10 protein-coding genes are annotated in these 12,096 nt (G+C 58.6%); 4 read left to right on the forward strand and 6 right to left on the reverse strand.

The genetic code is table 11. The features are described from left to right. Window positions 1-503: 503 nt before the first annotated feature. The 3 genes from N7607_RS20445 to N7607_RS20455 form a co-directional block, all read right to left on the reverse strand. Window positions 504-869 carry a DUF3302 domain-containing protein gene (locus N7607_RS20445; RefSeq protein ID WP_279869062.1) on the reverse strand — a complete coding sequence of 122 codons (366 nt, stop codon included), beginning with the start codon at window positions 867-869 and terminating at the stop codon, window positions 504-506. A 418-nt stretch (window positions 870-1,287) separates the two neighbouring features. Continuing rightward, window positions 1,288-2,187 carry a sterol desaturase family protein gene (locus tag N7607_RS20450; RefSeq protein WP_279869060.1) on the reverse strand — a complete coding sequence of 300 codons (900 nt, stop codon included), beginning with the start codon at window positions 2,185-2,187 and terminating at the stop codon, window positions 1,288-1,290. 71 nt (window positions 2,188-2,258) lie between these two features. Next, window positions 2,259-2,987, reverse strand: coding sequence for a helix-turn-helix transcriptional regulator (locus N7607_RS20455; RefSeq protein ID WP_279869058.1), 729 nt, complete (start codon window positions 2,985-2,987; stop codon window positions 2,259-2,261). 583 nt (window positions 2,988-3,570) lie between these two features. Here N7607_RS20455 and N7607_RS20460 point away from each other — a divergent pair. From N7607_RS20460 to N7607_RS20470, 3 genes are read left to right on the forward strand one after another with little or no spacing between them, the layout of a single operon-like run. Continuing rightward, window positions 3,571-4,833 carry a TolC family protein gene (locus tag N7607_RS20460; protein WP_187805794.1) on the forward strand — a complete coding sequence of 421 codons (1,263 nt, stop codon included), beginning with the start codon at window positions 3,571-3,573 and terminating at the stop codon, window positions 4,831-4,833. Next, complete coding sequence (locus tag N7607_RS20465; RefSeq protein WP_279869057.1) at window positions 4,830-6,290, forward strand: efflux RND transporter periplasmic adaptor subunit; 1,461 nt, start codon at window positions 4,830-4,832, stop codon at window positions 6,288-6,290. Before N7607_RS20460 ends, N7607_RS20465 begins: the two co-directional genes overlap by 4 nt. Continuing rightward, a complete protein-coding gene (locus tag N7607_RS20470; protein WP_279869056.1) occupies window positions 6,287-9,427 on the forward strand; it encodes an efflux RND transporter permease subunit in 3,141 nt (1,046 codons plus the stop codon). Before N7607_RS20465 ends, N7607_RS20470 begins: the two co-directional genes overlap by 4 nt. A gap of 75 nt (window positions 9,428-9,502) precedes the next feature. Here the strand turns inward: N7607_RS20470 and N7607_RS20475 are convergent, their stop codons facing one another. After that, window positions 9,503-9,778 (reverse strand): metal/formaldehyde-sensitive transcriptional repressor, encoded by a 276-nt coding sequence (locus N7607_RS20475; RefSeq protein ID WP_187805791.1) that lies wholly within the window; start codon window positions 9,776-9,778, stop codon window positions 9,503-9,505. A gap of 65 nt (window positions 9,779-9,843) precedes the next feature. On the opposite strand from N7607_RS20475, the gene dmeF reads away from it, so the two are divergent. Then, window positions 9,844-10,794 carry a CDF family Co(II)/Ni(II) efflux transporter DmeF gene (gene dmeF / locus N7607_RS20480; RefSeq protein WP_279869054.1) on the forward strand — a complete coding sequence of 317 codons (951 nt, stop codon included), beginning with the start codon at window positions 9,844-9,846 and terminating at the stop codon, window positions 10,792-10,794. 282 nt (window positions 10,795-11,076) lie between these two features. On the opposite strand, the gene N7607_RS20485 is transcribed toward dmeF, so the two are convergent. Both N7607_RS20485 and N7607_RS20490 read right to left on the reverse strand, forming a co-directional pair. Next, window positions 11,077-11,406, reverse strand: a complete 330-nt coding sequence (locus N7607_RS20485) for a four-helix bundle copper-binding protein (RefSeq protein WP_279869053.1) — start codon at window positions 11,404-11,406, stop codon at window positions 11,077-11,079. Between the two features lie 301 nt (window positions 11,407-11,707). Then, window positions 11,708-12,061 carry a DUF305 domain-containing protein gene (locus N7607_RS20490; RefSeq protein ID WP_262410572.1) on the reverse strand — a complete coding sequence of 118 codons (354 nt, stop codon included), beginning with the start codon at window positions 12,059-12,061 and terminating at the stop codon, window positions 11,708-11,710. Window positions 12,062-12,096 lie beyond the last annotated feature (35 nt).

Genomic DNA, 12,096 nt, shown 5'->3' on the forward strand with positions numbered 1-12,096 from the left:
AGGCTTCGCATAATATATATTATGTTAAACGATAGGCCATGTGCGTTAGCTTGCCTTGAAGAAGGCAAACCATCGGACATTGCCTTTCGCGGTAGGCAGTCTGGGACTTTTGGCCGGATTGGACCTGTTTTTTGATCGCCTTGGAAGGCAACTTGGGACTTTGTTGGTGTTTTAGAAGGCAATGTGGGACTCCATCTGCTTCTTGGAAGTCAATGTGGGACATCGCTCCTGGTCTCTTCCATCAATAATAACGGCTTATAGTGGAAATATCTGATATGCACCGAGGCCGCTGATAAGGCCGAACTCAGGGGTGCCAACAAAGCTGTCATCCACAGCCTTGGTACCCAACGAGGCTCATGCGATTAGGCGGACATAGTGAATGTCCTGATTACTGTTGTCCGTACGACCTGCGGTGCCTGACGGCAGATCGACTCAATCCGAGACGATCACGATATTGATCGACAAATCACCTAAGACGGTGAGTACGCGCAAAAGTCCATCGCTCAGATTCTCTCGCAGGAATCGATCTCACCCGAATCTAGTGCCTCCCCTGCATACTCCTCCAACCGTTCGATACGCTGTTGTAGTTCAGCTACTTGTTGCTCTAGGCGAACGACACGGCTTTGCGGGCTGCCATCGCCAAAGCCCCAGCCGCGGTCTTCCCGGTAAAGGGTCGCCCATATCCACAGGAACGGCCAGAGTGCATGCAATGTGAACATACTGACCCAGCCGGCGGCATGGATCGAATCCTGATGGGGGTGGTTGCGCTGCCTGGCAATTTCGCAAGGGATGTCATGGATAACAATCATCCCGTAAAACAGTACCAACCCAACAAAAATCAATAAACCCAGTTCAAAGTAATCGAGCAAAGTTTCTTCCGTCCGTGGAGAACTAAACACTATTGGCAGTGTAGTGCAGAGGGCTATGGCCTGCCCCATAGCCCTGCCGCGCTTGCCCCGAGGGCTCTACCTCCTCTGTGTCACCATGGACGTTGCCATCATCCTGCGGCCAGCCTGGCGCTTGATCTCGAGCAAGATAAGTGGTGACGAATTCGCGACGCAGGCGGTGACTGCGCATCTCCGGCATATTCAACATGCACAGCGGTCGCAGCACGGGCGCCAATACCGGAGGCAACTTAGACTTCATTGGGGCTTTTGAAGGCAATGCCTGAAATGCATCGAGACCGCTGATAGGCTGAGTTCTAGAGGCACCAACAAAGCTTCCACACCAACGGATGGGGTCTGGGATTCAACCAGCTCCACCCGCTTCTGGTTTACCGGACTCTGGCTAGCTTCGTGCCGAATGAGTGTTGCGAGTCCGGCGAGTTTGGGACATCCGCTTAAACGGAGCTACCAGTTGAGCCCCATATGCCGTTGGGTAGTCACGCTCTTGTAGCCCTACCTGGGCATCGCCGAGCTTGTCTGTTCCAGCGTAGAAGGTCCTAAACAGGTGATCCCACAGGAGCAAGAACTCGCCGAAGTTAACCTGAGCATCTTCAAACTCACGCTTGTGGTGCCAGCGGTGTGTCTCAGCAACGCCAATCACATTGCTCATCCAGCCTAGCGAGTAGTCCAGATTGGAATGCTGAAATGCAAGATGTACTGTCAGGATGCCAAACCAGGTTGCGACGAGAGATGAAGGTGTTCCCATCGCGAAGAGCACCAAGAGTCCAGGGCCCGCCATGATCGCCGCGTGTAGTGGATGTCGACGCTCGCCATTCATCCAGTAAAGTCGCTCTGCACTGTGATGGGGTTCATGCAGGTGCCATAGCCAAGGCACGTAGTGGCTGAGTCGGTGCATGCCGTAGAGACTGAGATCCAAAACCATGGCTACGATGAGTAGCTTGCACCACAGCGGCAGATCCGTTGGGAAGGTACGCGCAGCGTCAGGCACCCAATCGCCCAGCCGAGCCAGAACCGCAGCGGTGAACTGGATGACGGACAGATTCACGATCAGGTGGAGCAGATCGGTCAGTGTATCGTGGTGGTCGGCAAGCCAGCTCTGACGGAACGGTTGTAGACGCTCCAGCATGGCGACCAGAATAATTCCGACTACGGCAATCAGGGCTGTGCTGGGCCAATATGGCAAGCCCTCGTATAGCTGCCAGATCATCCAGCCAGCCGTACCGCCAAATATGACGGGATAGCTGAACCAGCGGATCATGAATCTTAAGCAATTGTTCATCATGCGGCCCCCTCTTCTTGATGACCCTACGTTAAGCGGCCCCCAGGGTTCTGGCTTGAACAAAAAAGCTGATCTCAGCTGCTGAGACTGACCTGGCTCAGAGCTGAAGAAGGATCGAGGCCAAAGAGGCTGCGAAAGGTGCGAGAAAAGTGCGCGGAATCCGAGAATCCTGCTGCATGGGCGGCCCCTGTCAGACTTTGGCCAGCAGTAATGAGTTGTAACGCAGCGACCAGGCGAAGCCACTTACGGTAGCTGCGCAATGGCAAGCCAGTCTGTTCAACAAACCAATGAGAAAAGCGAGTCGTCGACAGGTGCATCAGATCTGCCAGTTCTTGTCTGCCATTGGTGGGCTCGTTCAAGGCTTCCAGGACAAGTTGCAGCCGTGGATCGATGATTGGTAGATCGGTGAGATTAAGAAATTGGCGAACCGCTCCCCGCATTTTCTGTGCGGTGATACAGGGAGTTGCCAATAGTGTCTGCAGAGACAAAATGCTTTGCACATCGATAGGCAAGATGCTCGTAGAGGCAGTGAATGCCCGTGCCTCCTCAGAAAGTGCATCAAGGTAAATCGAAATAACCTCGACTGCTTCGATTCGATGAGTGACGCCCGCTTGAATGCAAATGGCTCGGGCCGTGACGTGGCTACCAGGTGTAGTCACCGTCAAGTCGTGGTTGATACCAATGGTGATCTGGTGAGCCATGTGGCGGTGCCAATCATGATTGCCTACCTGCCCTAAAAACACCCCGAAACCTGGAGATACCCAGGCTTTGCCGTGCCAGCTGGCGCTATGTGATGCAATCACCTGATAGTTCCTCTGTTTTCCGCACCCTACTCCGAATGACACTCTATTTGATCCAAATCAACGAAGTGCTGTTATCGTCAAAAGGAACGCTCATGCCTCGGGGCAATCTGCTATCGTCGCCCTATCGCCCCGCCTGGTGAATTGCTGTGCGTCGGATTGGATTGATCCTGCTAATGATTGCTAGCCTCGTGCTGCCGACCTTCGGCGGTGTGGCTTTCAGCATGCCGGCACAACCTTGCCCGATGCAGAGCGCCGATCATCAGAACCATGCAACGGCTGATGCTCCTTGCTGCGAACAAATGGACAAGTCCGATGGGCTGGCCAGTAAGTCCCCCTGCAAGTCCGGTCAGGAATGCAAAACCGGAGGGCTTCTCCAGACCACCGTGATCAAGAGCATATCCCCTCTCCTCTCACGCCCCGAAATATTGCTGACCCAGTCGGTGATTAAGCGAGAGCCTGCAGGACTCTGGCGCCCTCCTCGTTTCGTCTAATGCAGTGATCATCACGCGCCTTACAGTCAGGCGCATCGTCGCGGCCACGTTTCGTTGTCTCGACCTCGATCAATCGCATTGGAGGCGAAAGCATGTCCACTTTCCTTTTCCCACGCCGTGGCTATCTCGGCGTGTTGGCTGCCGCATTCTGGGCAGCTCCCTGGCTTGCCGCGCAGGCGCAGCCCCTAACCTTCGAACGAGCCCAAGCTCTGGCCGAGCAGAGTGCCCCTGAGAACCTCGCGCGCCAGGCGCAAGTGGAATCGGCACAGCAGGCTGTAGGGCCCGCAGACGCCCTGCCCGATCCCAAGCTGATTCTAGGCATCGACAACCTGCCGATCGAAGGCCCTGACCGTTACACCCTGAATCGTGACTCCATGACCATGCGCCGCATTGGACTCATGCAGGAGGTCCCCAACAGCGACAAGCGTCTGGCCCGTCGCCAACTGGCCGAAGCCTCCATGACGCGGGCCGAAGCCGAGCAACGTGCCATGCAGTTGGAGATCAAGCGCCAGACGGCATTGAGCTGGTTGGATGTCTACTACGCCGAACGCAGTGTTGGCCTCTTCGATCAACTGGAGCAGCAGATCGACATGCTCCGCTCGACGGTGCAATCGCTGATCGCCGGCGGCAGCGTTCAGCCTGGTGAGCTGTTGCAGGCCGACCAAGAAGCTCTGGCACTGCAGGATCGGCGAGATGAGCTGAATCGCGATGTGGCGATCGCTCGGGCCAAGCTGCGGCGCTGGATCGGCAACGAGGCCGATCAACCTCTGACCGGCAACGTGCCCAACCTGAGCCTTGAAGCTCCGCATTTGCACCACCGCTTGGCTCAGCATCCCGACTTGCGAGCAGCATCGGCCCGGGTTGGCGAGGCCAGCGCTGAGCTGGACGAGGCGATCGCCGAGAAGACGCCTGACTGGGGTGTTGAGCTTGCCTACAACAACCGCGACAACCAGTTCGGCGACATGGTGATGGTGCAGTTCACCTTCGACCTTCCGATGTTTGTTGGCACCCGCCAGGGGCCCAAGATCAACGCCAAGCAGCAGAGCGTGGCGCAGATGGAAGCCGAGCAGGAAGTGCTGCTGCGGGCCCATCAGGCCGAGCTGGAAAGCGGCCTGGCTGAGCTTGACCAACTTCGCAGAACCCTGACGCGCACCGAAAGCACTGTGATCCCGCTGGCTAGCAAACGCTCTGATCTCGAACTGGCCGCCTACCAGGCCGGCAACAGCCAGCTGACATCCGTCATCACCGCCAAGCGCGATCTGATCGAGGCGCAGCTGCGGCAGATCGAACAGCAGCGCAAGCTGAGCCAGCTCTCCGCAAGCCTGTATTACGCGTATGTGGAGGGACTGAAATGAAGGTTTCGGCATTTGGTTTTGCGGTCGCCATGCTGGCCGTTGGGATTGCGGCGGCAGGCGGTGGCTACTGGCTGGCCCAGAGGCAGGCCGGACATAACGTCATGCCAAGCAGCACGCAGCCGAATGAGCGCAAAGTGCTCTACTGGTACGACCCGATGCAGCCGGAGCAGCGCTTCGATAAACCGGGCAAATCACCCTTCATGGATATGGAACTTGTCCCCAAGTACGCGGGGGCTGCACAGGAGTCGTCTGCCCTGAGCGTGCCCGCTCAAGCCGTGCAAAACCTTGGGATGCGAACCTCAAAGGTGGTCCGCGGGGTACTTCCCTCCAGTATCGAAGCGGTCGGCTCTTTGGCCTACAACCAGCGCGAGGTGGCAAACCTCCAGGCCCGCGCTGGCGGATTCGTCGAGCGAATCTACGGGCGTGCTCCGGGCGATGTACTGCCCGCCGGCACGCCTCTCGTCGACCTCCTGATTCCCGAATGGTCCGCAGCCCAGCTGGAGTTCCTGGCGGTACTGCTCACCGGTGATACCCGCCTAATCGCCGCAGGCCAGGAACGACTGCGCCTGCTGGGCATGCCGCAAACGCTGATCGAACAGGTTCGACGCAGCGGCATACCACGAGCGGTGCAAACCCTCACCACACCTATCAGCGGCGAGCTCCAAGCCTTGGAGGTACGCGCTGGGATGACCGTCGAAGCCGGGCAGGATCTGGCGCGGGTCAATGGGCTGTCCACGGTCTGGCTCGATGCGGCGATACCCGAAGCAATGGCTGGAACGGTTCAAATTGGGGCCGATATCCGCGCCACCCTGACAGCCTTCCCTGGGCAACCGCTACAAGGCCGGATTATCGCCTTGTTGCCGAGTGCAGACCCGCAAACGCGTACGGTCACCGTGCGCAGCGAATTGCCCAACCCTGCTGGCAAGCTACGCCCCGGTATGTTTGCGTCCGTGAGCCTGAACAGTGGAGTCGAGCAGCCCGCGCTGCTTGTGCCAAGTGAGGCGGTAATCCGTACCGGCAAACGGGCACTGGTGATGCTGGCCGACGGCGACGGGCGCTACCGCCCACAGGAAATCACCCTGGGCCGCGAAGCCGATGGACGCCTGGAGGTGTTGTCTGGCCTTGAGGAAGGACAGGCGGTCGTCACCTCTGGCCAGTTCCTGATCGATTCGGAAGCCAGCCTCCAAGGTGTCATGGCCAGCAGCGCGGAACAGGACAGTACGAAGAGGCTGCATGAGTCCCATGGCGTGATTCGCGCCCTGGATGCGCAGCAGGTCACCCTGGAGCACGGGCCCTTCGAGAGCCTGAACATGCCCGGCATGACCATGGCGTTTCCGCTGGCCAGCCCAGAGGTGGCCGCCGGCCTCGAGCCCGGGGACCGGGTGCGCATCGGTGCCCGGCAGACGGACTCCGGCCTGCTGATCGAGCTGCTCAGCAAGGAAGGAGGCCAGCCATGATCGAGCGCCTGATTCACTGGTCGATCGGCAATCGCTTCCTGGTGCTGCTGGCGACCTTGTTCATCACCGCGCTGGGCCTCTGGTCGCTGCGCAGCACGCCGCTGGATGCACTGCCGGATCTGTCCGATACCCAGGTCATCATCAGAACCAGCTTTCCCGGCCAGGCGCCGCAGATCATCGAGAACCAGGTGACCTACCCGCTGGCCACCACCATGCTCTCGGTGCCGGGGGCGAAGACGGTACGCGGCTACTCGTTCTTCGGTGACTCCTTCGTCTACGTGCTGTTCGAGGACGGTACTGACCTCTACTGGGCGCGCTCGCGGGTACTGGAGTACCTCAACCAGGCCCAGGAGCGCCTGCCCGAGGGCGTAACCACTACCCTGGGGCCGGACGCCACCGGCGTGGGCTGGATCTACCAGTACGCCCTAGTCGACCGCAGCGGCAAGCATGACCTCGCCCAACTACGTGCGCTGCAGGATTGGTTTCTCAAATACGAGCTGAAGAGCCTCCCCAACGTCGCCGAGGTGGCCACCCTCGGTGGCATGGTCAAGCAGTACCAGGTCGTGCTCGACCCCCAGAAATTGGTGGCCTATGGCGTGACTCAACAAGAGATCGAGGCAGCCCTGAAGAGTGCCAACCAGGAAACCGGTGGTGCCATCCTGGAGCTGGCGGAGCGTGAGTATATGGTGCGAGCCTCAGGCTATCTGCAGAGTCTGGAAGACTTTCGCAATGTGCCGCTGCGGGCCACAGCAAGCGGGGTTCCGGTGCTGTTGGGCCAGGTGGCCACCATTCAACTTGGGCCGGAGATGCGCCGAGGCATTGCCGAGCTGGACGGCCACGGCGAAGTGGTCGGCGGCGTGGTCATTCTGCGCTCTGGCAAGAATGCCCAGGACACCATCCAGGCGGTGAAGGCCAAACTGGATGCCTTGAAAGCCAGCCTGCCCGCCGGCGTCGAGGTGGTTACCACCTATGATCGCTCCCAACTGATAAAGCGCGCCATCGACAACCTCAGCTACAAGCTGCTGGAAGAGTTCGTGGTGGTCGCCCTGGTTTGCCTGATCTTCCTCTGGCATCTGCGCTCGTCGCTGGTAGCGATCATCACCCTGCCCTTGGGCATCCTGATGGCCTTCATCGTCATGCGCTACCAGGGCATCAACGCCAACATCATGTCGCTTGGCGGCATCGCCATCGCCATTGGCGCCATGGTCGATGCCGCGGTGGTGATGATCGAGAACGCCCACAAGCACATCGAGGCCTGGAAGGCCCGTAATCCTGATAATCAGCTCCATGGCGAGGCGCACTGGCGGGTGATTGGCGAAGCCGCGGCCGAAGTCGGGCCAGCATTGTTCTTCAGCTTGCTGATCATCACCCTGTCCTTCCTCCCCGTCTTCACACTGGAGGCCCAGGAAGGCCGACTCTTCGGTCCGCTGGCCTTTACCAAGACCTATGCCATGGCGGCCGCTGCCGGACTATCGGTCACCCTGGTGCCGGTGCTGATGGGCTACTGGATTCGCGGGCATATCCCCAGCGAGCAGCAAAATCCTTTGAACCGCTGGCTGATCAATGCTTACCGGCCGGTGCTGGAGTTTGTTCTGGCCTGGCCCAAGGCCACGCTTGCTATGGCCTTGCTGGTCTTCCTCTCCAGCCTCTGGCCCCTCAGCAGACTGGGTGGCGAGTTCCTACCGCCCATGGACGAGGGCGATCTTTTGTATATGCCGTCGGCCCTGCCCGGCTTGCCTGCAAGCAAGGCAACACAACTGCTGCAGCAGACCAACCGGATGATCCTCACGGTGCCGGAAGTGGCGCGGGTGTTCGGCAAGGCCGGGCGGGCGGAAACCGCTACCGACCCAGCGCCGCTGGAGATGTTCGAGACCACGGTGCAATTCAAGCCGCGTGAGCAGTGGCGCCCGGGAATGACGTCGGAAAAGCTCATCGAGGAACTGGATCAGGCGGTGAAAGTTCCGGGGCTGTCCAACATCTGGGTTCCGCCGATTCGTAACCGCATCGACATGCTGGCGACGGGGATCAAGAGCCCGATTGGGGTCAAGGTTGCCGGCACCTCGCTGGCCGATATTGAGCGCCTCACCCGTGATATCGAAGCCGTGGCCAAGGATGTGCCCGGGGTAAGCTCCGCACTGGCAGAGCGCCTTACTGGCGGCCGTTACGTGGACATCCAGATCGATCGCCTGGCCGCAGCGCGCTATGGCCTGAGCATCGCCGACGTGCAGTCAATGGTGTCGGGGGCCATCGGCGGCAGCAACATCGGCGAAACGGTCGAGGGGCTGGCCCGCTTCCCGATTAGCCTGCGCTATCCCAGGGAGTGGCGGGACAGCCCGGAGGCTTTGCGGCGGTTACCGATTCTGACCGCGACGGGCCAGCAAATTACATTAGGGACTGTCGCCCAGATCAGCCTGACTGATGGTCCACCGATGCTGCGTAGCGAGAACGGGCGTCTCTCGGGCTGGGTCTATGTCGATGTCCGCGGCCGGGACCTGGCATCGACAGTGCGTGAGTTACAGCAGCGGGTCACCGAGCGCGTCCAACTGGACGCAGGCATGACCGTCTCCTACTCCGGTCAGTTCGAGTTCCTGGAACGCGCCAATGCCCGACTGACCTGGGTGGTACCGGCAACCCTGTTGATCATCTTCGTGCTGCTCAACCTGACCTTCAGCCGCTTCAGCGAGGCCTTGTTGATCATGGCCACCCTGCCCTTCGCCCTGTCGGGTGGTATCTGGCTGCTCTACTGGTTCGGCTTCAACCTGTCGGTGGCCACAGGGGTCGGCTTCATCGCCTTGGCCGGAGTCTCAGCCGAATTCGGGGTGATCATGCTGCTGTATCTGAAGAACGCCTGGCATGCACGCGTGGCTGCTGGGCGCAACGACTCTGCGGCACTGCTTGAGGCGATTCGCGAAGGCGCGGTGCTGCGTGTCAGGCCCAAGGTGATGACTGTGGCCGTGATCATCGCCGGGCTGCTGCCGATCCTGTGGGGAGGTGGCGCTGGCTCGGAGGTCATGAAGCGCATCGCCGCGCCCATGGTCGGAGGCATGATCACCGCACCACTGATGTCCATGCTGGTGTTGCCGGCCGCCTTTTGGCTGATGCGGAGACATACCAAAGCAAACGGTACCCCTTCATAGATCGTCATCCTTCACTTGGGCCAATCCGAGACAGCTATGAGGTTTCAGTGATTGGCCTGGGTTCGTTGGATTGCCCTACTTCAGGTAGGAGCGGAGTACACCAACGACTTGCTCCAAGTCCTCGTGCCGCTGTTGCGGGGAAACATCATCTGCCCCCAAGTGTTCGCGGATGTGCCCCTCTAGCACTTCAGCCATTAGCCCATTAACCGCACCCCGGATCGCGGCGATCTGCTGAAGAATCGCGGCGCATTCACTTTCCTGTTCCAGCGCCTTTTCCAAAGCCTGCGCCTGCCCCTTGATACGTCGCACACGAGTCAGGAGTTGTTTTTGCGATTTAGCCGTATGAGCCATGGGGCACCTTAAGAGATTGGTATACTGGGGTATAGTATATTAGAGCTACTTGAAGGACACCCAGAATGCAGTCTCCCGCCCCCGCCCCCGCCAATCGCTGGCAACACTCCCACGTCTTTGATGAGGGCAACCCGCTGGCCGAAAGAAACACCCGCTGGGCCGTGCTTCTGACCGCCACGATGATGGTGGCGGAGATTGTCGGCGGCTGGCTGTATAACTCGATGGCGCTCCTGGCCGATGGCTGGCATATGAGCTCACACGCTCTAGCGCTGGGCCTTTCAGTGCTGGCCTACGCGGCGGCCCGACACTTTGCCAGCGATACGCGGTTTGCCTTCGGCACGTGGAAAATTGAGGTGCTGGGCGGCTTTACCAGCGCAATCTTCCTCGTGGGGGTGGCCATGCTCATGCTCTACCAATCAGTTGAGCGTCTGATCTCACCGTCACCGATTCACTACGATCAAGCCATCGCGATCGCTGCCGTTGGCTTGCTGGTGAATCTCGCCTGTGCGTGGTTACTCAAAGATGGCCATGCCCACCACCACGAACATGGCCATCACCATGAGCATGGCGCTCATGATCACCATCACGACCTGAATCTGCGCTCTGCCTATTTGCACGTCGTGGCAGACGCTGCGACTTCGATACTCGCCATCCTTGCCCTCACCGGTGGCAAATTTTGGGGCGCTAGCTGGCTCGACCCGGTGATGGGGATCGTCGGTGCTGGACTGGTTGCGATCTGGGCTTATGGGTTACTGCGGGACACCGGGTGCATTCTGCTCGATGCGGAAATGGATGCCCCAGTGGTCGCGGAAATCAGGGAAGTTATTGAGGCAAGTCCCATCCTAGCCACTATCACTGACCTACACGTCTGGCGTGTCGGCAAGGGGAAGTACGCATGCAACCTCGCGCTTGCCGTCAAGGATAGCGCCGAGCCGGACTACTTCAGACAACAGTTGAGCATTCACGAAGAGTTAGTTCATGTAAGTATCGAGATTAATCGATGTGGCGCGAAATAACTGCATTGATTATTCACCTCTGAGCTTCGCTTGCAGCTTTCAATCTTGGTGTCGTTAGATAATAAGCCTGTTTAAATTGCCTGCAGGCAAGCTTTACTTGGTGTGACTCGGTCAGGCCAAATCGTTTATTAAATGGCAAGGGCGCTTGTAAGTCGTAGTATATTTGCAGAAATTGGGCTTCTAATTGACCGCCCTGAAGGCTGAGCTGAAAACAGCCAATAAAATAAACGAGTAAGGCCTTATGGAGGGCGATGCAGCATTAAGTGCATCGCCCTCGGGCAGCTAAGCCGCCATTCGCTCACATTCTTCTGCACAGGCGAGGCAGGCTTTCGCGCACTCCTGACAATGATCGGATTGATGTTTGCTGCATTCCTCTCCGCAGGCCCTGCACACTTCTGCGCACAATCTGCAGAAGGTTTTAGCGTATGTACTTTGACGGCTCATCAGAATGGCCGCGAGAGTGCAGAAACTTGCGCAATCTCGATCAAGCTGGATGCACTTAGCCATCATCTGCACATCGCCCTCACCTAGGCAGGCTGACGCGCAGCTCTCACAGGAAAGAGCACAGTCTATGCAGGCTTGGATACAGGAATGAAACTGGGTATGTGTCATCATCGCTCTCCATATTTCGGTACGTTCTGCCCACAGGCGGGGACGTCCTGAAAGACAGAAGCCGCGGGTGGACTTTGCTCGGCGCGGCAGGTTTCTATGAGCTGCCGAACAGCCAGCGTCGCATCTACGAAAGTTACGGGCTAGCAGAGCCCTGCCGACTTCCACGAACACGGGTGTCGCACGCTTGACGGCAGAAGTAGCCATAGATTTTTCTCCGTGGTCCAGATCAGCCGGCCCGACAACACACGACACTGAGCAGGCATGATTGAGCCTTGCAAGATTAGGCTTCAGGACACCTGGTTCATGGCTTTTTGCGCGCCTTCAGCCATTGATCGAGTGCGGCGATTTCTTTCTGTTGCGCGGTAATGATGTCCTCAGCCATACGGCGCATCTCTGCGTCTTTGCCATTTTTGAGCTCGGTTTTCGCCATATCTACGCCCATCTGATGGTGCATCCGCATATTCGCTGCGAAGTCGTAATCCGCGTCGCCGGTCATCGACATGCCATCCTGCATATGCCCTGCATTCTTGGCATCTGCAGATTCGTTAGCATTCGTCCAGGTAGGCGTTACTAACAGGGACATAGCGACAATCGCCATCGCACAGGCCGACAGCGTAAAGCGGCCAACATTAAGGTTGTCGTGTGGTTGTAACATAGTGAATCTCCGGAAAAGGTCGGGAGAGGCACCCC

The organism is Pseudomonas sp. GD04019, assembly GCF_029837695.1.
In the GTDB taxonomy this organism is placed as follows: Bacteria; Pseudomonadota; Gammaproteobacteria; order Pseudomonadales; family Pseudomonadaceae; genus Aquipseudomonas.

Bases quoted from the DNA above. Each gene is read 5' to 3' on its own strand.
- N7607_RS20450 (WP_279869060.1), bottom strand. From the start codon at position 2,187: ATGATGAACAATTGCTTAAGATTCATGATCCGCTGGTTCAGCTATCCC.
- N7607_RS20470 (WP_279869056.1), top strand. From the start codon at position 6,287: ATGATCGAGCGCCTGATTCACTGGTCGATCGGCAATCGCTTCCTGGTG.
- N7607_RS20485 (WP_279869053.1), bottom strand. From the start codon at position 11,406: ATGACACATACCCAGTTTCATTCCTGTATCCAAGCCTGCATAGACTGT.
- N7607_RS20475 (WP_187805791.1), bottom strand. From the start codon at position 9,778: ATGGCTCATACGGCTAAATCGCAAAAACAACTCCTGACTCGTGTGCGA.
- N7607_RS20460 (WP_187805794.1), top strand. From the start codon at position 3,571: ATGTCCACTTTCCTTTTCCCACGCCGTGGCTATCTCGGCGTGTTGGCT.
- N7607_RS20465 (WP_279869057.1), top strand. From the start codon at position 4,830: ATGAAGGTTTCGGCATTTGGTTTTGCGGTCGCCATGCTGGCCGTTGGG.
- N7607_RS20490 (WP_262410572.1), bottom strand. From the start codon at position 12,061: ATGTTACAACCACACGACAACCTTAATGTTGGCCGCTTTACGCTGTCG.
- dmeF (WP_279869054.1), top strand. From the start codon at position 9,844: ATGCAGTCTCCCGCCCCCGCCCCCGCCAATCGCTGGCAACACTCCCAC.